General features: G+C 49.6%; 21 protein-coding genes. 6 read left to right on the top strand and 15 right to left on the bottom strand.

What is annotated here, in order from left to right; all coding sequences use genetic code 11:
• Positions 1-141 precede the first annotated feature (141 nt).
• A complete protein-coding gene (locus tag ACJJIN_RS00485) occupies positions 142-1,128 on the top strand; it encodes an IS110 family RNA-guided transposase (RefSeq protein ID WP_444896465.1) in 987 nt (328 codons plus the stop codon).
• 28 nt (positions 1,129-1,156) lie between these two features.
• On the opposite strand, the gene ACJJIN_RS00480 is transcribed toward ACJJIN_RS00485, so the two are convergent.
• The 3 genes from ACJJIN_RS00480 to ACJJIN_RS00470 all read right to left on the bottom strand — a co-directional run bounded on the left by ACJJIN_RS00480 (position 1,157) and on the right by ACJJIN_RS00470 (position 2,587).
• Positions 1,157-1,537 (bottom strand): hypothetical protein, encoded by a 381-nt coding sequence (locus tag ACJJIN_RS00480; RefSeq protein ID WP_444896464.1) that lies wholly within the window; start codon positions 1,535-1,537, stop codon positions 1,157-1,159.
• A 98-nt stretch (positions 1,538-1,635) separates the two neighbouring features.
• Entirely contained in the window at positions 1,636-2,040 is a 405-nt protein-coding gene (locus ACJJIN_RS00475; RefSeq protein ID WP_444896463.1) for an SMI1/KNR4 family protein, read from the bottom strand.
• Positions 2,041-2,140: 100 nt separating this feature from the next.
• A complete protein-coding gene (locus ACJJIN_RS00470; RefSeq protein WP_444896462.1) occupies positions 2,141-2,587 on the bottom strand; it encodes a DUF6998 domain-containing protein in 447 nt (148 codons plus the stop codon).
• Positions 2,588-2,921: 334 nt separating this feature from the next.
• Here ACJJIN_RS00470 and ACJJIN_RS00465 point away from each other — a divergent pair, with 334 nt between their 5' ends.
• Complete coding sequence (locus ACJJIN_RS00465; protein WP_444896461.1) at positions 2,922-3,863, top strand: IS110 family RNA-guided transposase; 942 nt, start codon at positions 2,922-2,924, stop codon at positions 3,861-3,863.
• A 28-nt stretch (positions 3,864-3,891) separates the two neighbouring features.
• Here ACJJIN_RS00465 and ACJJIN_RS00460 read toward each other — a convergent pair whose 3' ends face one another.
• From ACJJIN_RS00460 to ACJJIN_RS00450, 3 genes are all read right to left on the bottom strand, one after another.
• On the bottom strand, positions 3,892-4,392 hold the full coding sequence (locus ACJJIN_RS00460; protein ID WP_444896460.1) for a hypothetical protein: 501 nt from the start codon (positions 4,390-4,392) through the stop codon (positions 3,892-3,894).
• Positions 4,393-4,736: 344 nt separating this feature from the next.
• Positions 4,737-5,180 (bottom strand): hypothetical protein, encoded by a 444-nt coding sequence (locus ACJJIN_RS00455; RefSeq protein WP_444896459.1) that lies wholly within the window; start codon positions 5,178-5,180, stop codon positions 4,737-4,739.
• Between the two features lie 801 nt (positions 5,181-5,981).
• On the bottom strand, positions 5,982-7,175 hold the full coding sequence (locus ACJJIN_RS00450) for an IS91 family transposase (protein ID WP_444896458.1): 1,194 nt from the start codon (positions 7,173-7,175) through the stop codon (positions 5,982-5,984).
• A 385-nt stretch (positions 7,176-7,560) separates the two neighbouring features.
• Between ACJJIN_RS00450 and ACJJIN_RS00445 the strand changes: the two genes are divergently transcribed.
• Positions 7,561-8,640 carry an integron integrase gene (locus ACJJIN_RS00445; RefSeq protein WP_444896457.1) on the top strand — a complete coding sequence of 360 codons (1,080 nt, stop codon included), beginning with the start codon at positions 7,561-7,563 and terminating at the stop codon, positions 8,638-8,640.
• 59 nt (positions 8,641-8,699) lie between these two features.
• On the opposite strand, the gene aroC is transcribed toward ACJJIN_RS00445, so the two are convergent.
• Both aroC and prmB read right to left on the bottom strand, forming a co-directional pair.
• Positions 8,700-9,776, bottom strand: a complete 1,077-nt coding sequence (gene aroC, locus ACJJIN_RS00440; RefSeq protein ID WP_413662948.1) for a chorismate synthase — start codon at positions 9,774-9,776, stop codon at positions 8,700-8,702.
• A gap of 173 nt (positions 9,777-9,949) precedes the next feature.
• Positions 9,950-10,873, bottom strand: a complete 924-nt coding sequence (gene prmB, locus ACJJIN_RS00435) for a 50S ribosomal protein L3 N(5)-glutamine methyltransferase (protein WP_444896456.1) — start codon at positions 10,871-10,873, stop codon at positions 9,950-9,952.
• Positions 10,874-11,212: 339 nt separating this feature from the next.
• Here prmB and folE point away from each other — a divergent pair, with 339 nt between their 5' ends.
• Both folE and ACJJIN_RS00425 read left to right on the top strand, forming a co-directional pair.
• Positions 11,213-11,755, top strand: coding sequence for a GTP cyclohydrolase I FolE (gene folE, locus ACJJIN_RS00430; protein ID WP_282933775.1), 543 nt, complete (start codon positions 11,213-11,215; stop codon positions 11,753-11,755).
• A gap of 54 nt (positions 11,756-11,809) precedes the next feature.
• Positions 11,810-12,154: a 5-carboxymethyl-2-hydroxymuconate Delta-isomerase gene (locus ACJJIN_RS00425; RefSeq protein ID WP_444896455.1), complete on the top strand. Its 345-nt coding sequence runs from the start codon at positions 11,810-11,812 to the stop codon at positions 12,152-12,154.
• Here ACJJIN_RS00425 and ACJJIN_RS00420 read toward each other — a convergent pair.
• The 7 genes from ACJJIN_RS00420 to ACJJIN_RS00390 all read right to left on the bottom strand — a co-directional run bounded on the left by ACJJIN_RS00420 (position 12,151) and on the right by ACJJIN_RS00390 (position 19,566).
• Complete coding sequence (locus ACJJIN_RS00420) at positions 12,151-13,029, bottom strand: alpha/beta fold hydrolase (protein WP_444896454.1); 879 nt, start codon at positions 13,027-13,029, stop codon at positions 12,151-12,153. The two genes, ACJJIN_RS00425 and ACJJIN_RS00420, sit on opposite strands and share 4 nt — an antisense overlap.
• A 121-nt stretch (positions 13,030-13,150) precedes the next feature.
• Positions 13,151-13,603, bottom strand: a complete 453-nt coding sequence (sixA, locus tag ACJJIN_RS00415; protein ID WP_444896453.1) for a phosphohistidine phosphatase SixA — start codon at positions 13,601-13,603, stop codon at positions 13,151-13,153.
• A 72-nt stretch (positions 13,604-13,675) separates the two neighbouring features.
• The gene (locus ACJJIN_RS00410) at positions 13,676-14,212 is read right to left on the bottom strand and encodes a DUF4389 domain-containing protein (RefSeq protein WP_444896452.1); all 537 of its coding nucleotides are present in this window, start codon (positions 14,210-14,212) and stop codon (positions 13,676-13,678) included.
• Positions 14,213-14,225: 13 nt separating this feature from the next.
• Positions 14,226-15,257, bottom strand: coding sequence for an NAD(P)H-dependent glycerol-3-phosphate dehydrogenase (locus tag ACJJIN_RS00405; protein WP_444896451.1), 1,032 nt, complete (start codon positions 15,255-15,257; stop codon positions 14,226-14,228).
• A gap of 246 nt (positions 15,258-15,503) precedes the next feature.
• Entirely contained in the window at positions 15,504-17,423 is a 1,920-nt protein-coding gene (gene htpG, locus ACJJIN_RS00400; RefSeq protein ID WP_444896450.1) for a molecular chaperone HtpG, read from the bottom strand.
• 97 nt (positions 17,424-17,520) lie between these two features.
• Positions 17,521-18,723 carry a serine hydrolase domain-containing protein gene (locus ACJJIN_RS00395; protein ID WP_444896449.1) on the bottom strand — a complete coding sequence of 401 codons (1,203 nt, stop codon included), beginning with the start codon at positions 18,721-18,723 and terminating at the stop codon, positions 17,521-17,523.
• A gap of 240 nt (positions 18,724-18,963) precedes the next feature.
• Positions 18,964-19,566: a peroxiredoxin gene (locus ACJJIN_RS00390; protein WP_444896448.1), complete on the bottom strand. Its 603-nt coding sequence runs from the start codon at positions 19,564-19,566 to the stop codon at positions 18,964-18,966.
• A 314-nt stretch (positions 19,567-19,880) separates the two neighbouring features.
• Between ACJJIN_RS00390 and ACJJIN_RS00385 the strand changes: the two genes are divergently transcribed.
• Positions 19,881-20,111 carry a bacterioferritin-associated ferredoxin gene (locus tag ACJJIN_RS00385; RefSeq protein WP_413662956.1) on the top strand — a complete coding sequence of 77 codons (231 nt, stop codon included), beginning with the start codon at positions 19,881-19,883 and terminating at the stop codon, positions 20,109-20,111.
• Positions 20,112-21,169: the final 1,058 nt, after the last annotated feature.

The following is a 21,169-nucleotide window of genomic DNA, read 5'->3' as shown; positions in this document are numbered from 1 at the left end:
TTTCGTTAACGGGTAAATTGAGACCCACCTTCGGCGGCCACCGAAGGCCTTGTTTGTCACAGTTCGTTGCTGCGCCGGTTTATAAAGACCGTTAACAAGTAGGAACGTGACAGACACTCACTAGGCATAACTCGGATAGTCATGTGGGCCTCGAGCCCGAATAGCAAGGCGGAGATAGCTTATCTTACGGAACCTCAAGAGATCAATGTCGGTATCGATACCAGCAGTAAACAACTCGATATTTATGTGAGACCTACTGGCCAATTCTTTAGTGTTGCCAATGATAAAAATGGCATTAAGGATGCCATTAAACAATTACAACCTCTTAAACCCCAAAGAGTACTAATAGAGTCTACAGGAAGACTCGAATTAGAGTTTGTTTGCGCCGCCGACAAAGCAGGATTACCTATTGTTGTTTGCAATCCTTCTCAGATAAGAAGCTTCGCTAAATCCGCAGGGCGTCTCGCCAAAACCGACAAGCTAGATGCAATGGATATTGCACATTTCGGTGAGGCCATGAAGCCAAGGCTATCGACGCTAAAACCAGAAAAACTTAGGGAGGTCAGTGACTTACTGGCGGTAAGAAGTCAGTGTTTAGAGATGAGCACAATGCAAAAGAATCGGCTTCAGAGAATGCCAAAATCAGTACACAAACCTATACGGACCATTCTAAATACCATCAAGAAAGAGCTACAAGGTATCGACAAGCAACTAGATAAACTGGTTAACAGTGTGTCTGAGTGGCGGCAAAGGCGCGACTTATTGTTGAGTGCTAAAGGGGTCGGAAATGTATTGGCTTATACGTTGATGAGTGAACTTCCCGAGCTAGGAAAATTGAACCGTAAAGAAATCGCTGCACTTGTCGGTATCGCCCCGATGAACCGTGATAGCGGCAGCTTCCAGGGAAAGAGATATATTCGGGGTGGAAGGCATCGTGTACGAACGGTTTTGTTTGTTTCCATCATGTCGGCCATACAGCATCATCCCAAACTAAAGCCGATGTACAAGCGATTAGTCGACGCTGGCAAACCTAAAAAGGTCGCTCTGATTGCCTGCATGAGAAAGCAGATTACGATCCTGAATACGATGGTGAAAAATAACACCTACTGGGATGAAAGTATGGCTTAAAAACTTGACGAGCAACCATAGTCACTTGTTAAGTTTCAGATTCACCTTGAAAAATTTTATATACCCAATGAGCACCAACTAAAATTGGAAAAACCCATAGTGTAGTAACCAGATTGAACACTTGATTAATACTGAATTCACCCACTAAAAATAAGCAAACAATACTGAGAACTCCAGCAAAATAGTAATAGATATATTTTTTTGACCTTAAACCTACTGCAAACTCAAGATGCAAAAACATTCTCCACAGTGAATATACTCCAACGATACCGCCAATGTAAGCTGGAATAATGAGTTCAGGGCGGAGTAATGCTCCAAACGGGAAAAACAAAGTGGAAAACAAAACAATGCCCGTAGATGGTAATACGACCACGATGAACTCAATCCAGTGTATAAAGCGCTTGATCATAAAAAACTTAACGCCTCAATAACCGGCAGCGTTGTGGCGAAGCCACGCTTTTAGCTGTCCGGCGCCGTAGGCGCGAAGTTGATTGATTTGTTAAGCATTTACACATTGCTAGCTACCCACTCCATAAAAGAAGGACAAACCTCTCTGAAATGATCTTTGGGTCCAACCTCTGAGGCATAGTCAGTGGGGTCGAACTCAATGACGCTACTTGCGCTACTGGTTGAATCGATACAATAGTGAATTGCACAGCCAACATGGATGAAGGGCACCAGTTCTTTTGGCCACACCCAGTTCGGATCATCTGGATCACCGGAGCAAAAACTCTGATATAAGCTCAAGATCGAGTCGTCTAAGTCTGTTTTGTGCCCGGTAATTATTCCAAGCATTCCACAATCAGGGCCAAAGCCTCCATTTCCTTTTTCTTTGTAGAGTTCAACTAAAGATACAGGAAGTTCTATCCCTGTTTTTTCTTTGAACTCTCTCGCTTCCTTTTCGATGCTCATAACTTGATCTGATGCTTAACGCCGCGATAATCGGCTGGCGCTGCACAGCAGCGACAGTCCGGTAGAGGCCTGCAAGGCCGGAACGAAATTCATCGCCTTGTTAGGGCTCTACTCGTTCGATCTTTTCGTTTTCCTGAACATTATCCATCATCGCACTCAACACACCCAAACTAACTGAGTACAGACCATTTTTTGGCAGATTTTTGTCTTTTACTCTGTCCCATACTGGCTTACCTGGGCCATTATAAAACTCTGTAACTGTACCATCTCTAAGGAGCTTTAAGGCTATTAAATGTTCACATGGCTCGCCAATTTGAATAGCTTTATTTTGTGTTGTCTTAATCTGGATTAACTTATTTCCTTTACGACAGTCATGTTGTTTTTCTCCAGGCGGCAACGGTGTGAGGCCATAATGATATTCAGCCAATACCTCGCCTATGCTGCCCACTAGAATACCGTCCGGAGTGAAGTTTCTGTGTGGATGAATTTCTTTCAGCCCATTCGTAATTTTATAGAGTTCTTCAATCAGCTTTTTTGTATCTTTCATGACCGTTCCCTGAGGGGCCCCTAACGCCTCAAACACTGGCATGGTAAAGTTGGCGGCTTTTTTGTAATAAAAAAGGTGGCAGCTTTATCATGTCCGCGTGCTTTGACTTGTATGGTTGTTCTTGCCCGATTCTGATGTTGAAAATCCTTTTCGTTAACGGGTAAATTGAGACCCACCTTCGGCGGCCACCGAAGGCCTTGTTTGTCACAGTTCGTTGCTGCGCCGGTTTATAAAGACCGTTAACAAGTAGGAACGTGACAGACACTCACTAGGCATAACTCGAATAGTCATGTGGGCCTCGAGCCCGAATAGCAAGGCGGAGATAGCTTATCTTATGGAACCTCAAGAGATCAATGTCGGTGTCGATACCAGCAGTAAACAACTCGATATTTATGTGAGACCTACTGGCCAATTCTTTAGTGTTGCCAATGATAAAAATGGCATTAAGGATGCCATTAAACAATTACAACCTCTTAAACCCCAAAGAGTATTAATAGAGTCTACAGGAAGACTCGAATTAGAGTTTGTTTGCGCCGCCGACAAAGCAGGATTACCTGTTGTTGTTTGCAACCCTTCGCAGATAAGAAGCTTCGCTAAATCCGCAGGGCGCCTCGCCAAAACTGACAAGCTAGATGCAATGGATATTGCACATTTTGGTGAGGCCATGAAACCAAGGCTGTCGGTGCTAAAGCCAGAAAAGCTTAGGGAGATCAGTGACTTACTGGCGGTAAGAAGTCAGTGTTTAGAGATGAGCACAATGCAAAAGAATCGGCTTCAGAGGATGCCGAAATCAGTACACAAGCCTATCCAGACCATTCTAAACACCATCAAGAAGGAGATACAAGGTATCGACAAGCAACTGGATAAACTGGTTAACAGTGTGTCTGAGTGGCGGCAAAGGCGCGACCTATTGTTGAGTGCTAAAGGGGTCGGAAATGTATTGGCTTATACGTTGATGAGTGAGCTTCCCGAGCTAGGAAAATTGAACCGTAAAGAAATCGCTGCACTTGTCGGTGTCGCCCCGATGAACCGTGATAGCGGCAGCTTCCAGGGAAAGAGGTATATTCGAGGCGGAAGGCATCGTGTACGAACGGTTTTGTTTGTTTCCATTATGTCGGCCATACAACATCATCCCAAATTAAAACCGATGTATAAGCGATTGGTCGACGCTGGCAAACCTAAAAAGGTCGCTCTGATTGCCTGCATGAGAAAGCAGATTACGATCCTGAATACGATGGTGAAAAATAACACCTACTGGGATGAAAGCATGGCTTAAAAACTTGACGAGCAACCATAGTCACTTGTTATGTGGGTCTCAGGTATTTCTTGCCTACGAAGTAACAAACTATCATTGATACGAGTATGGATGAAACACACCAGGCAAAAACCCTACTGTAGTACTCAAGGCCACTAAAGAGCAAAAAACCATTAGGCACGAGTGCTATGAACATGCCAACCGGCATTGGAGCAAGTAAGACGGCCGAAAGTGGAACAAAAAGCAACAGTTTTATTGCCATATTCCACTGCACGCTTCTGATTTTCTTTGCATAAAAGTAGAGAACGATTATCAATGGTGTGGACAACAACAACCAAAATGGAATACGCACAAGTAATTGCCAAGCTTGATCAATCATTTGTATCGCGATGTCCATATGCTCTATTTCCTGCTCACATAACGCCGCTAGCAAGGGCAGCCGAAGCAACGCGTAGGCTGTCCAGCCCAGCCCCGTAGGGGTTGGGCGAGCTTGCCTAGCCTGGTTATGGTTGGCGCGCTCGGGACCGACTACTAGCACTTTGCCAGCCATAGTTTGGCTGGCCGCTGCCCAACATTTACGAGGAAAGAATACCGCACTTTCCCCAACCAATTCCTATCTTACTGGCACTCCACGAAATTGCAGCAGACTGCCCACCTCTACCACACTTGAGCAAATACCCTAGGAACGAAACTGCTTGAATAGCAACCAGTAAAAAGGGCTCAATATCGGCTGCAATTTAGTGGCACTAAAGCTTCAGTTACTACGAAAAATCAATAAAATCGACCGCCACAATAACGCCTTGCTCAGCCGCCACCGGAGCGTAGCTGCTTTGTGCTAGCGTAAGCGTACAGCACAAAGCAGGCGGAGTGTAGGTGGTCGGATGCAGCAATTTGTTAAGCGCGTGTTGCAAAACCGACAACTATTGCCTGATTGGAAGCCGGAACTACCAAGTAGATGTATTCACCATGAAACTCTGATTTGGCCTGGAAGATCATAGATTGTTCTTTGTAAATTGGGTTGGCTTCTTCATCAACCTCTCTGCAAGCCATTTCAATGTATTCGGTTATATCCCATTCAATGAGATTTTTTTGGTCTTCACTTACACAGGTTACTTTTTGAAATACGTGTTTGGATAACTCAGCGCTGATGCCTTCGTAATTGGTTCTATACGATTTACCAATGGACACATCTTGGCCATTTAGGTGGCTTATAAGCCCCTTTTCAAGATTGCCATCATGTACATACGAATTTGCCCAGAAGTCGCAAGCATTGTTGCTAAGCCTTCTAAGGCACTGAAGATAGCCATCAAGATTATTAACGATAGTTGGACTTTCCATGTTTGCGCTTAACGTTGCCAACAGGGGCAGCCGGAGCGTTTGCGTGCGAAGCGCGCTGCGTAGGCTGTCCAGCCTAGCCCCACAGGGGCTGGGCGAGCCTGCTTGGCCTGGTTATAGCTGGCGCGCACTGAACAACCTACCTGCTCTCTGCCAGCCAACTTTGGCTGGCCACTGCCCAATATTTACGAAGAAAGAATACCGCACTTTCCCCAACCAATTCCTATCTTACTGGCACTCCACGAAATTGCTGCGGACTGCCTCTTTTTACAGCACCTGAGCGAACGCTCTAGGAGCGAAACTGCTTGAATAGCAATCAATAAAACTGCTCAATACTGGCTGATATTTAGTGGCACTAAACTTTCAGTTACTACGAAAAATCAATAAAACCGACCGCCACAATAACGCTCAGCGCAGGCGCAGCCAGCGCTGAGCGCAATTTGTGTTAATGTTTGAGCGCCAGCGAGTAACACAAAAGGTGCGTAGCGTTGGCTGTCGCTCTGCCGCTGCTTGTTATGTGTTGGATACATTAACTACTTTACGACCTCACACTCTTTACTGTCATACATGAACTTACCGCCACTATCTAAGCACTTATCTATTTTTAACTGAAGCATGATGGCCGGCACGCCCACAGCAAGTACGAGCAGAAGAAGAACAATTGAAACGGGTATGAACCAACTTTTCATGCGACCTATTGAAAATCCATATTTCTGTTGAATATCCAAGCTTGTGCTAACGGTGACACATAACGCTTAGATAACCTGCACTGCAGGCGGTAAAAAAAATGACCTGGCATTGAATTTAGGCCGAACTAAAGAGGCCCATTCCTGCAGTGTCTGGTTCATCGCCATGTTGTACATTCCCGCCGGCACTATCTTGCCGAGCCGCCCCCTTTATAAAGGAAATTCCTTTTTTCGCCTTAGACCACACTCTGCCAGTCAACTTTGTAGATTCATGGCACTGCCCACACTCTACCACCAGATCTTGGATTTGCAATCCAGCTGGGAGTCGTTGATCTTTCATTAAACCCACTTGACTACTACATAGATCGTGCTTTTTCTTATTACACCCAGCATATAATCCATAACTCCGTACCATGTGTTTTCCTATTGGAGGTATGTGCTGCAAGACACGTCTTAAGAACTCTTCAGGCTTTAACCTTAGTCGCTTGCGTCGCTGGTCACGGTGATCAAAATAACGAAATTCCAGCCCCTTATGATCCACGTTTAATATCTGCTTTGGCTTCAGCGGGCCACCTTTGATATATCGTGAAAAATACAGAAGCACTCCTTGTCCATGCTCATATCGATCCTGAATACGAACTGACCATTCTTTGCGATAGCAAGCTTTAAAGAGAATATCAAACTGGCCAATGGGCCAACTGGGAGGGATCTTGATTAACCCAGCACGATACTGCTCTAGTAACAGCGCTTGAAACTTTCCCCTATAAAGACTCTTAACCACTCGAACAGGTAATAAATACTCACCTGTTTCTTTCCACTTTTCCCTTAAGGTCAAACCACCAGCGGTTATCAAGCAGTGTATATGAGGGTGTAAAGTTAACTGTCTTCCCCAAGTATGCAGAGCCATAAGCATCCCGGGAGTTACTCCGTGATAGTCTTTACTCGCCATTAATTCAAACAGGGTTTCTTTGCTCGACAAAAAGAGTATATCTGCAAGCTTCTCTTCGTTGTATTGCCATAACGGCAGATACTCATGAGGTATAGTAAAGACCACATGAAAATGTTCTGTATCAAATAATTTACGACGCTGCTGATCAACCCACTGGAGCTGTTTTCTGCCTGAGCAGAGGGGGCAACTTCTATGCCTACAAGAATGATGCTGCTCAGTGACATGGTTGTGCTTACAACGATAATAACTGCTTCCCATCGATTTTGTACGGCATTCTTGTATCGAGGAGATAGCCTTTAAATTTTTTAGTGGCTGCGCAGTTTTAGATAAATAACCACTGTACGCAGAAAATATATTTTGCAATACCCGGTTATGCATTTTCTAAAATGCCTCTTATAATTTAAAAGTGGCACCACTCCCGCGCAGCGGGTTTGTACAACAGTTAATTCAAAAGAAGCGTCTTTATATCACCCTTCTATATAATTCTACTCACTTCTTTCAAGATAACCTCAAAAACCCAATAATATCAAAAAGTTAAGAACTTTGGCATATTTCTCAACAGGTAGATATATAGCAGGCGCTATATATCTACCTGCTTTTTCTGCTCTTTATAACATTACCAACCCTATAAAAATCAAAGAGATAGATCGTCACCTCCAGAAATAGGAGAAGCTTCTCTTGAATTCTGATATTGACAGCAGGACAAAAGAGCAAATACTGTATATAAAAACAGTCTAAGGGCAATATCATGGACGACATTCGCCACAAAATCCCAGGTAAGCCTGAACGATTTATGGACAATCTGCGATTTCACATTCGAAAGCAGGGACTATCGTACCGAACAGAGCAAACTTACACGCATTGGGTTAAACGTTTCATTCATTTCAATAAAAAGAAGCACCCTGACGATATGGGAGCTGTTGAGATTGAGACGTTTCTCTCTCACCTTGCAGTTCAGGGGCTTTGCTCCGCAAATACACAGCGAATAGCTCTGAACGCTTTGATATATCTGTACAAGAGATTCTTAGGTAGGGATATTCAGGCTCTGGACTTTAAACTGGCAAAACAACAGAAGTACTTGCCTGTGGTTTATAGCCGAAGAGAAATATCAGCAATTTTGGATTGTCTTGAAGGCACCTACAGATTACAGGTTGAACTAATGTACGGTAGTGGTCTTCGCAGTGCCGAACTGCTTTCTTTACGCATAAAGGATATAGACTTCGACAGCAATAATATTTTTGTCCGAGGTGGTAAGGGGGATAAGGATCGCACTACGATATTACCTAATGGGTTAATTGTGCAGTTACATAGGCAGGTAGAGACTGTTTCCCTATTACACCAACAAGATCTTTTGGCTGGTTTTGGTTCGGTTTATTTACCTAACGCTTTGGAAAGAAAGTATCCAAGTGCAAGCCGACAACTCGCTTGGCAATACCTTTTCCCTTCCAGCACCATCGGCCAATGTCCTCGCTCCGGTGAAAACAGAAGGCACCATATGCACGCGTCAACTTTAGCGCGCCAGGTTCGTATAGCTGTCAAGCTAGCGGGAGTCAACAAACCGGCTCGTTGCCATGCATTTCGCCATAGCTTTGCGACTCACTTGCTCGAAGCGGGTTATGACTTGCGTACGATTCAGGAGTTGCTAGGGCATTCCGATGTAAGTACTACTGAAATTTATACCCATGTCGTAAATCGGGGAAATAAAGGCGTTTTAAGCCCTTCAGATCGACTCCGCAACATTAATAAAATTGAGGAGGCTGGAGCTAACTATTTTGTTGGGAATAAGGTAGGGGAAATGCAGGGGCTTGGCTTATTGGCTGCATCTTAGTAGCGAAGAGATTGGATACCGAGCTTTCGCCGGTATCCAATAGAAAAAAGCCGATCGAATTATCCCGGTGTTACATCTCCGTTTTGCGCGCGGTGGCGCAGTGCGTGATCGATCAGAACCAGGGCCATCATGGCTTCGGCGATAGGCGTTGCTCGAATACCAACACAGGGGTCGTGGCGGCCTTTGGTAACGACTTCAATGGGATTGCCGGAGCGGTCAACGCTGCGGCCGGGAATGCGCAAACTGGAAGTCGGCTTCAGGGCGATATGGGCAATGACATCCTGGCCACTGGAAATACCACCCAACACACCACCGGCATTATTCGACAGGAACCCCTCTTCTGGAGTGATCTCATCTCGGTGCTCAGTACCCTTTTGCTCCACGCTGTCAAAACCAGCTCCAATTTCCACGCCTTTTACCGCATTAATACTCATTAAGCCGTGGGCCAGATCTGCATCCAGGCGATCAAAAATAGGTTCACCCAATCCAGCAGGAACGCCGCTAGCGTGTACTGAGATACGCGCACCGATAGAGTTCCCCTCTTTGATCAGCTCCTGCATATAGGTCTCCATCTCGGGGACCCGATCGGCATCCGGGCAAAAGAAGGGGTTTTGCTCTACTTGGTCCCAATCCAGCTTTTGTACTTTGATCGGGCCCAATTGTGAGAGATAACCGCGCACTTCAATGCCGTATTTTTGTTTTAGCCATTTTTTGGCGATGGCCCCAGCGGCAACCCGCATGGCAGTTTCACGGGCGGAGGATCGGCCACCCCCACGGTAGTCGCGAATGCCGTATTTTTGCCAATAGGTGAAATCGGCGTGGGCAGGCCTTACCTGCTCGGCAATATTGCTATAGTCCTTGGAGCGCTGGTCGGTATTTTCAATCAACAGACCAATAGGCGTGCCGGTGGTTTTTCCTTCGAAAACACCGGAAAGGATTTTTACCTGGTCGGGTTCGCGGCGCTGGGTGGTATAGCGGGAAGTGCCCGGCTTGCGGCGGTCCAGCTCTCGCTGAATTTCTTCTTCACTAATCTCCAGACCCGGAGGGCATCCATCGACGATACAGCCGAGCGCGGGGCCGTGGCTTTCGCCAAAGGTGGTGACACAAAACAGCTTGCCAAAGGTATTGCCCGACATAGACGACTTTTCCAGCTAGTAGGTGGTAAAACAGGATGGCCCACAATAGGGGCGCGCATTATAAATGATCTGCCCGCCCCAGTGCGCAGACTGGGGCAAAAAGCACAAGTGTCCGCAGAACCGGGCTTGTACCCATAACCCAGCAACCGAGATTGCCGGGGAGGCAAAAGGAATTATTCCTTTTCGAAGTAGGGTTGATAGGCGAGCAGTTCTTCCCGGCTGATTGCAAAGACACCGTGGCCACCATCCTCAAACTCGGGCCACATAAACGGCACCTCCGGGAAGGCTTTTTCCAGGGCTTCCCAGCTATTACCCACTTCGCAGATCAACAGGCCGTCGGGCTGTAAGTGGTTGGCAGCCTCGCGCAGCAGGCGGCGGGTAAAATCGAGACCGTCATCGCCAGAGCCCAGGGCTATATCCGGCTCCGCGTGGTATTCCTCAGGCATTTCGGCCAGATCGCGGGCATCCACATAGGGCGGGTTGCACACGATCAACTCATAACTCATACCGTGCAGGCCGGAAAATAGGTCCGACTGCACTGCGCGCACGCGTTCGTTCAACTCGTGACGATTGATATTGATCTGTGCCACTTCGATCGCGTCCTCGGAAATATCGCTCACATCGACACGCGCTTCCGGGAAGGCCTCGGCGCAGGCGATACCGATACAGCCGCTACCACAACAGAGGTCCAGAATCGCCAGGGGCTCAACATTGAGCCAGGGCTGGAAGTTGTGGCGAATCATCTCGCCAATCGGTGAACGGGGTACCAGTACCCGCTCGTCCACATAAAATGTCATATCGCAGAAATGCGCTTCCTTGGTCAGGTAGGCCGCCGGTACCCGCTCGCTAAAGCGCCGCTCCAGGATAGTGAGTACGTCGCGGCGCTCCTCCATGGTCAAACGGGCCTGGAGTATCTCCGGCTTACTGTAAGGGGGGAGATGCAGGGCGTGGGTTACCAGTAAAACGGCCTCGTCCCAGGCGTTGTTGGTGCCATGGCCGTAGTAGAGGTCGGCCTCATTGAATCGGCTGGTCCCCCAGCGGATATAGTCCAAAACCGTGGTCAGTTCGTGGAGGCTTGTTTCACGCCTTTCTATCATCAATCTATCCTTAAGTGCTTTGTATCTTGTCGGGGCCCACTGTCACCTGCGGGTGCCCTCTGTTGTTGCTTCAGAGGGGCCAATCAATGCCCGGGGAGTGTAGTTTGCTCACACCAAATAAGCGACGAGTAAGGTTAAGTGGCCATTTTACAGCTGCTACCTAATGGCCCTAAGCCATTTTTCCGCCCAACTTCCTCTGCCCTGCTAACAAAACAGCCTTCGCCAGTGGTCGTCAAATCAGCTAACAGGCTCCTGGGGCCGCGTGGATCTTTACTCTCGGGTTACAAACGCTTAGGGTAGCGCACCCGCCCTTCGGGCTGAGATGTTGGAAAGAGCAGCATGAACGAACATTACGCGCGAATTATTGAAGCAATCGGCGAAGATCCGCAACGCCCTGGGCTCAAAGACACCCCGGAGCGCGCCGCCAAAGCCATGGAATACCTGACACGCGGCTATAAACAGACCGTGGAAGATGTAGTCAACGACGCGCTCTTCCCGTCCGACTGCAGCGAAATGGTGCTGGTTAAGGATATCGAACTCTACTCCCTGTGTGAGCACCACCTGCTGCCGTTTATCGGCCGCGCCCACGTAGCCTATATTCCCAATGGCAAGGTCGTTGGCCTGTCCAAGGTAGCACGCATTGTGGATATGTTTGCGCGCCGCCTGCAGATCCAGGAGCAGCTGACCGTAGAGATCGCCGAGACCCTGCAAAACGTTACCGGTGCTGCCGGTGTCGGCGTGATCATCGAAGCCAAGCATATGTGCATGATGATGCGCGGTGTGGAAAAACAGAACTCTGTGATGAAGACTTCGGCTATGCTCGGTACTTTCCGCAGCAACCAGGCCACCCGCAACGAGTTCCTCTCCCTGCTGCGCCAGTAAACGCCACAGGTACCCAGCGGCCGCCAGGGCCGCTTTGACCGAGGAGTGACCGCTATGCCTCACCTGATCATAGAGTATGCGAAAAATCTGGAAGAGAAGATTTCTATCGCTGCACTGGTCAGCTCGGCTCAGGAGGCGATGCACCGTTCCGGTTTATTCGCCTCTCACAATATCAAGACTCGCGCCAAGTCCTACGATCAGTTTATCGCTGGGGACAATGGCAACAGCTTTATCCACGCAGAGATCCGCTTGCTTGAAGGGCGCTCTACGCGGGAAAGGGAAGCATTGAGCTCGGCGGTTTTTAACAGCCTGTGCCAATTTGCCGAGGGAGTTCCCGCAGTCTCGGTAGAGGTGCGGGAGATGGATGCCAGCTGCTATTCCAAGCGGGTTCCCTTCTAAGCGGTTTCACCGCGCAAGAAAGGCCCAAACCACTCTGCAATCGCCTGGGCACCACTCTCCTCCAGGTGTAAGTGGTGGCTTCCGGGAATCTCGCGCGCCTCAATACCCGGAAACTCTTGCAGTACAGGGCGCAGGCGCTTGAGCATATCTGCAATACCGTCTTCAGCGAGAACCAGCTGCACCGGCATCTTCAATCGGGATAAGTAAGCTTTAATCTGTGGCTCATTGAGCTTGGCCGTGGAAGCCGCCATCAGCCGGGGATCATTACTCCACATATAGCCACCCTCCACTTCCCGGGTGCCCCGCTCGGTCAATACCTTCGCAGCCCACTCAGTTAGCGGAAACATGCCATTCTTGCGCGCTTCGACAGCCTCTTCGAAGGTACCGTAAACCCGCAGCTTGCGCGTGCCATAACGGGCTCTCTGGGCAATGGCCTTGGCCAGGTTCTCCGGAGCTTTTTCATCTTCGGTGGAGGGGGGCACAAGGCCATCGATCAGTGCTAGGCGCTTTACCCGATCGGGAAAAGCACCAGCGGTTATCACCCCGGCGATAGCACCTCGGGAGTGCGCCACAATGGAGAACTTGCGCCAGCCGAGCGCGTGCACCGCCCCCAAAATATCTTCCGCCTCTTCCCAGATGTTGTAGTTGGCATCGAGTGAGCGGTGATAGCTGCGTCCGTGGCCCGGCATATCTATCGCTACCAGATTAATTCCGCTCAGCAGGGGAGCCAGCCGACTGAAGGTGGCACAGTTATCCAACCAGCCGTGAAGAGCAATTACCGGCTCTCCCTCCGGATCGCCCCACTGGCGTGCAGCAATCGACTTGTGATCAAACTCAAGGGTGATTTCACGGGGAGTGATTTGATTTATCGCCAAAGTGATATCCACCGGATAGTGACTAAAACAGGTGGTGAAATGGTGCGGCCCACCAACAACATCCGCAATGACAGTTGTGATCAGCGCAATAGGGATTTACTGGCAGACACGACCGGAAAAATTACTCTGCGTGCTGCAACCACTCCAGGTCAGCGCAGCCATTAGCCCATACATCCGCACTGACACAGGCGAGGCTGGAAGTGCCCATCGGGTGTTCGTTACCGCTGCCACAGAGGCCATTGAGCAGGCTGCCCACCAGAGGCTGGTGACTAACCAGGAGAAGCGGGAAGGTATCCTGGGTTTGCAAATGGTCGAGCAGTTGCTGTGGGTAGGTATTGCCGATCAGCAGCGGTTCGGTAATAACAGGCAATCCCAGTTGAGCGGCAGCAATTTCAGCGGTTTCCTGGGTGCGTACAAATGGACTGGCCCAAATAGCCTTTACCGCCGCCAGTTCCTCGGCGCGCTTTTTACAAACCTGTGCAACCTGCCTGCGCCCGCGCTCTGTCAGGGCTCTCTCTGCATCATTGGCGAGCATGGGCTCGGCTTTACCGTGACGCAAAATAAACAGCTGCATGGGGCTTCCTCAAGGGTAGGTTGTTACTTTGTTGATATCTGCGGGAATATTCGTAGGGAGGGCAGCAGATATTTATCCGGTGCCCACGGATAAGGCACCGGATAAATTAGCGATAGGAAAAGCAATCAGTTCTTGTTCGACAGGTTTGTCGGCGTCGTCGGCACTTTCCTCAACCAGCTCTGGCTTTTCACTGCTCTCGGGCTCGGAGCTACCCAGGATAATGGCATCCTCGGCTTCGTCTTCAGCCTTGTCCTTTTCACGCTTTACTTCCGTAGAAACCACTTCTGCAGAAACATCTTCGGCGCCCTCGTAACCGGACAAATCCTCTACTTCAGATTCAGGCCACTCGGCAAACGGGAAAGGTTTTTCGTCGGAGTTGTAGATCAGGAACTGGATCGCCTGGTAAACATAGGAGGCGAGCTGATCGCCAAAGCGACGCAGATTATCGTTGGATTTCCCGCTGATAATCGAAAACAGGAATTGCAGTATCACTACCGCCATCAGTAACCACGCGGCAACCTGAAGGCACACTGCAAACAGCACCATATAGATAAGGCGCACCCACTGGTTGCCGGAAGTAAGATTGCGCTTTAGATCGTCATTTTTCATATGAGGCTTCCATTTAAGGCTTGGCCGAGTAGGCCACATCAAAAGTTTGCGCGCCCGACATCAAATTGCGAATCACCTCAGGAATCGGCCGCTGTTCAAATAATATGGCGTGAATCGCGGAAACCAAGGGCATGTAGACACCCATTTCGTCAGCTTTCTGTTTAATCAGACGAACCGTATTCACACCTTCGGCCACCTGACCGATTTCTGCGACAGCCTGATCGAGCGGCTTGCCTTTACCGACCATATACCCCACCCGATAATTTCGGCTGAGATCTGAGGAACAGGTCAGAATCAAGTCGCCGACACCGGCGAGGCCGATAAACGTCATGGGATCGGCACCCATCGCTTCGGCAAAACGCATCATTTCTGCCAGGGAGCGGGTGATCAATAAACTGATGGTATTTTGCCCGCGCTCCAGTGCCGCAGCCATACCAGTGATGATCGCGTAGATATTTTTTAGCGCACCGGCAAGCTCTACTCCAAACACATCGCTACTGGAATAAACCCGGAAAGTCTCCGAGTGCAGTGCCGATTGAATCGCTTTGCAAAGTGCCTCGTCTTCACTGGCCACCACCGTTGCAGTGTAGTGCCCCGCAACAATTTCTTTTGCAAAATTTGGTCCGCTCAAGACCCCGACACGCATGTTGGTGGTTTCCTCGCGCAGGATATCGCTCATTAAGTGGAAGTTGTCATGCTCGATTCCCTTAGTGGTGGAGATCAGCATGGTGCCCGGCGCCAACAACGGGGCTACTTTTTTTACCACCTCGCGAAAGGACTTACTGGGTATCGCAACAAAAACGATACTGCAACCATCGACCGCTTGCTCCAGGTCGCTGGTAAGTTGTAATTCCGGGTGCAGGGGCACGCCGGGCAGGTATTTATGGTTTTCTCGAGTGTCGCGACACTCAGCCGCCGTCTCCGCGTTGCGCATCCACTGGCGGGTGTCGTGGCCGTTGCCCGCCACAATGTTAGCAATCGCGGTTCCGAAACTGCCGCCGCCCAATACGGCAATAGCGAGGGGGTTGGAAGTTTCTTTTTGCATTGTCACACCGATAAAGCTTCTTATAAGACTTGCGGATTATAGAGGCATGACCCGCTGAGCCCAATGGGGTCAATTTGTTTTAAACTTCTGCCAATTGTGCGAAACGGCACAGTAAATAGCAAAAACGGCCCTCTGCCTTGACCAACCGATAAAACACCGTTCGATCCGGCAGGGGCCGCTTCTGGGACCAGCAAAGTCTAAAACAACTCCGCTGGCCATCGCTTAGCACCAATCAATAGCGCTGACTTAGCCGTGCATTTCCAGCAGCAGCGTGTTCAGGCGGCGCACATAATCCGCCGGATCTGCCAACTGGTTACCGGCAGCAAGGTTAGCCTGGTCCATCAGGATATTGGTGAGATCCGCAAAGCGATCTTCATCCGCCTCCTGGTCCAGACGCTGTACCAGTGGGTGGGACGGATTGATTTCAAAGATCGGCTTGGCATCTGGCAGGGCCTGGCCGGCCTGCTCCAGAATGCGGCGCATTTGCGGGCCCATATCCTGTTCGCTCACCACCAGACACGCTGGGGAGTCCACCAGGCGAGTGGTTGCGCGTACGGATTCAACGCGACCCTCCAGAACTTCCTGTACCCGCTCAACCAGGGCACCGGACTCCTGCTCAACTTTTTCGCGCTCAGCCTTGTCCTCATCGCTCTCGGCTTCACCCAGGTCCAGCGCACCTTTGGCCACGTCCTGGAACTGCTTGCCGTCGAACTCGTTCATATGGCCCACGAACCACTCGTCCACCTGATCGGTGAGCAGCAGCACTTCGATACCCTTCTTGCGGAATACTTCCAGGTAGGGGCTGGACTTGGCCGTAGCGAAGTTGTCGGCACACACGTAGTAGATCGCCTTTTGGCCATCCTTCATGCGACCCACATAGTCTTCCAGGGATTGATCCTGCTTCTCGGTATCGGTATGGGTGCTGGCGAAGCGCAGCAGCTTGGCAATTTTCTCTTTGTTGGAGAAATCTTCAGCCGGACCTTCTTTTAATACATTACCGAACAGATCCCAGAACTTCTGGTACTCATCGCCATCTTTTTTCGCCAGTTTATCCAGCATATCCAGAACACGCTTGGTCAGCGCACTCTTGATCGCATCGGTATTGCGATCTTTTTGCAGGATTTCACGGGATACGTTCAGCGGCAGATCGTTGGAGTCCAGAACACCTTTCACGAAACGCAGGTACAACGGCAGGAACTGCTCCGCATCGTCCATGATAAAAGTGCGCTGCACATACAGCTTGAGGCCGCGAGCGGCATCGCGCTGGTACAGATCAAACGGTGCGCGCGCAGGGATGTATAGCAGGCTGGTGTAATCCTGTTTGCCCTCTACGCGGTTGTGACTCCAGGTTAAGGGATCGTCGAAATCGTGGGAGATATGCTTGTAGAACTCCTTGTACTCCTCAGATTTCACATCGGAGCGGGGACGAGTCCACAGGGCCTGGGCAGCGTTTACTGCTTCAAACTCAGGCGCCTTTTCTTCTTTCGGCTCTTCGCCCTCTTCCGCCGCCGGCATTTCCTCTTTCAGCATTTCCACCGGAATGGCGATGTGATCGGAGTACTTTTTAATGATGGAGCGCAGGCGCCAGCTATCGGCAAACTCTTTCGCTTCTTCTTTCAGGTGCAGAACCACCCGGGTGCCACGCTGGGGCCATTCAACAGTCTCTACGGAGTATTCCGCTTCACCGTGACACTCCCAGTGCACACCCTGATCGGAATTCAAGCCGGCGCGACGGGTGAATACGTCCACTTTATCGGCGACGATAAAGGCGGAGTAGAAGCCCACACCGAACTGGCCGATCAGGTGCGCATCTTTTTTCTGGTCTCCGGTCAGCTGCTGCATAAACGCAGAGGTACCGGAACGGGCGATAGTACCGAGGTTTTCGATAACTTCATCGCGGCTCATACCAATACCGTTATCGGTAATGGTGAGTGTTCCCTCTTCCTTGTCAAACTCAATGCGAATACGCAGGTCTGCATCTTCGCCCAGTAATTCGGGCTTGGACAGCGATTCAAAACGCAGCTTGTCGGCGGCATCAGAAGCGTTGGATACCAGCTCGCGCAGGAAAATCTCCTTATTGGAGTAAAGCGAGTGGATCATCAGGTGCAGTAGCTGCTTGGCTTCCGTCTGGAATCCATGGCTCTCTTTTTGGGCCTCAACGGTCATCTATTCGGTCTCCCCGTAAACGTCAATCGGAACAGGAAGCAAATATTGGGATCAGCTAGCAGGTTTCAAGGGGGGACTTCACACTTGCCAGTAGAGATCAGCGATCTCCACTGGTTTGAGCGGTAGCGAGATTGCCTTTGCCAGTAATATCGATCACGAAATTGGCAGTGAGATCTGAGATCACTCGGGACTCCGCATTCATCAGGATGGCAATACCCACTTTCAACTTTTCCGAATAGGCCACCGCCGCACGGAAGCCCGCAACCCAACCGCCGTGATAAATAATGCGGTCATCACCGATGGTGTAGAGGCGCCAGCCCAAGCCGTAGCCTGCATGAGACAAGTAGTCTCTCCAGATACGGTGGCGCATATGGCGCTGGGTAGCGACTCGCTCAGTAGTCATATCGGCGATCACTTCCGGTGACAGTACCTTCGGGTAGTAGCCCATCTGGGCTTTCAGCCACTGGGCCATATCGGAGATACTGGCATTCACTCCCGCCGCCGGTGCAGCAAAGTAGTATTCCTTCTCCACCTTTACCGGGCGCCAGCCACTGCCTGTCTGGATATGGGGTGCCGCACGGTTGTCGGAGGCCATAAAGCTCTCCCAACCGACCGATGCGTTCTGCATTTTCAGCGGGACAAAAATTCGCTTTTTCAGCTGGCTGGCAAAGGGGACCCCGGTCGCCTCAAAAATCACATCTTCAATAAGACTGAACAACACATTCTGGTAGCCGTAGCATTTTCCAGGCGTGCAGCGCGGATCGATATTGGCAAACTTGGGCAATATCTTGCTGAGAGGCTTGTTGTCCTCAAGGTAGTTGTCGTAGGCGTTGGGGGTCAGACCCGAGGAATGGCTGAGCAAGTGCTCCACCTGAAGCTGGCGAGACAGCGAGGGCGTCTTAAAGCTCAGGTCTGGCACATAGTTGACCACCTTATCATCCCATTTGAAGCGATCTTCATGCTCCAACATAGTGGCCATACTGGCGGCGAAGGTCTTGGATACCGAGGCCAGACGGAACACCGTGTCCTGATCCACCTTGCCGGATTTCCCCCTGACCCTGACGCCATAGGTGTCCATCGCGACCACCCGGTTGCCATCCACGATGACATAGGCGCCGCCGGGTATAGACTTACCCGCCATCATCTGTTTGAAGTATCGGCCAAACTGTTTGGCCCTGTCGTCTATATCAGCCGCTTGCGCAGGCAGGGACAGACTCCCCAGAATCACCAGGAAGAGGAAAAAACGTGCCATAGAGGCGCGCATGACGTAGACGATATTTGAAAGAATTGCAGGTCTCATAAGCAAATCGAGCCGCCAAAGCAATCCGGTAGTTGCAGATAAGACTAGCAGCCAGCGGGCAAAAACTCTATTTAGGCGCCACGCAGGACTGACCGCTGAATTCTAGTCTGCACTTTTCTCGAGCGCGGGGACGGCCATGCCAATCAGCGCAGATCAGCGCAACAAGGCTTGTACAAACAAAAAAACCGCCTTGCGGCGGTTCTTCTTTTGGGGCCCGGAGACCCCAGCGCAAAAAGCGTCTTACAGCTTCTCAGCGTTCTCGCTCAGGTAAGCCGCTACGCCTTCCGGAGAAGCGTTCATACCTTTGTCGCCTTCCTGCCAGCCGGCGGGGCAAACTTCACCGTGCTCCTGGTGGAACGCCAGAGCGTCAACCATGCGCAGCATTTCGTCAACGTTACGGCCCAGCGGCAGATCGTTAACTACTTGGTGACGCACAGTGCCTTCTTCGTCGATCAGGAAGGAACCGCGGAAAGCAACACCAGCGTCAGCTTCTACGTCGTACGCCTGGCAGATTTCGTGCTTAACGTCTGCAACCAGAGTGTACTTAACCGGGCCGATACCACCGTCGTTGACGGAGGTATTACGCCATGCGTTGTGAGAGAACTGGGAATCGATGGATACACCGATTACCTCAACACCGCGCTTTTCAAACTCAGCGAAACGGTGGTCGAAAGCGATCAGCTCAGAAGGACATACGAAGGTGAAGTCCAGCGGGTAGAAGAAAACTACAGCCTTCTTACCTTTGATTGCTTCTTTCAGGTTAAAAGTATCGACGATCTCGCCGTTACCCAATACCGCTGCAGCGGTGAAATCCGGAGCCGGCTTGCCTACCAGAACTGCCATGAAAACCTCCTCAATCCAATGATGGGTTGTTGATGATACGTAGAGTGTTCAATTTATGAGCAACAGCTATAAATCGAATGGGAATTAATAGTGGGCCGCTATGATACACACCCACTTATTTCAGGCCCATAAATTTTTTAAATCAGGCTGATAGCAGAACGGCTATGCGTGAACTAACACCCAAAATAGGATGACCTACCCGAAAAAATGTACAAATAGCAAACAAAGAGGGCGAAATGCGACCATTCCGGAATCTTATTGACACTCATTCTCAATTGCAATAGGATTCCTACCTGACTACTATTGAGTAAGAGTTGAACAGAGCCACCGCCATGTATGTATGTATTTGTAAGGGCATAACTGACCGCCAGATTAAAGAGGCGATCTATGATGGCTCCACTTCGGTGAAGGCGTTAAGACGCCAGCTGGGCGTTTCTTCTCAATGTGGACGCTGTGCCGAGCAGACCAAGGAGATCATTGATGAGACCATGAGCGGTGGGATGGTATCCTCTGCCAACAACGGCCTCTTCTACTCCGCCAGCTGACCGTCCAATATGGCCACCCTCCTCTGGTGGCCTCTTTACCACTTTTATCTACCCAGTCCTCCAGCTCTTCGTAAAACCTTAAAAACCTGTATAAGACTCCCATCCAAGTCGAACTAGCGTGCCTCCACTGTCTTTATCTCCGTTCTCAACCTGAACACATATCCGCCAACCTTGGGCAGCTATAAATCTCAACCTGTAAACGCGTCTCCCGGCTTTACATAACGGCCAAACTCTAGCCCTCCGATTTACTTACCTCTCCAATCTCACTGCAATACCCCTTGGGTCGGAAAAGTTGGATATTGAGAAAATCTGTTTTAGAAAGCCTCAAAACAACTCCGTGATGTTTTTGGTTTTTACAGCGCAGAGCGTGAATCTGCCATGAAAGCCTGTAGGGTCGGCCCTGTTAGACAAGGCACTCGCAGCGACGTACCTAAAACCTGCTGACTTCAGGAGCCCGAAAATATTACGGATTTATTCAGACACCGCTTTGTTAACCCCTTCGTAATCCACGTGACATTCGACAGTGGTCAACATCAATTCAGGGCATGAGTCCATCAACAAAATATCAACTCAATCGCTTTTATATTCCAGGTAACCATTCAATAAGTCGCTCAGATGGCAAACTATCAAAAGTTGGGATCATTTAATTTAGAAAAAAATTAATTATTCAAGCGCCATTCGAATACTAGAAAAGGTTTTGGCTCAACTTATAACTGCAAGCGTTTCACCCGTATATATAAATAAGAAGCATTATTAATACCAAACATGAAAACATTAACCTCAACTGAAATGCACAACCCACCAATAACAAGGGTTAATATTCGAAATAAATGACTTATTGTTGTATTGCTCACACAACCTAAATGATAATTATTTTCGTTGCCATTTTCGGCTAAATTTGCGTTAAAACCCTTGTTTTTCCCGCATTCCGCAAGAAAAATTATTTCTTGACTTGCCGCAAATCGCAACGCAAACTCAGCCCCGATTGCAGCTTAAACCCTAAAATAAAATTAGGTAAATCAGGCAGCCGCAGACTTTAGTGACTAATAAACTTTAGT

It is taken from the genome of Microbulbifer maximicatervae (SeqCode) (genome assembly GCF_052467505.1).
This window is presented reverse-complemented; position numbering and strand designations above follow the sequence as displayed.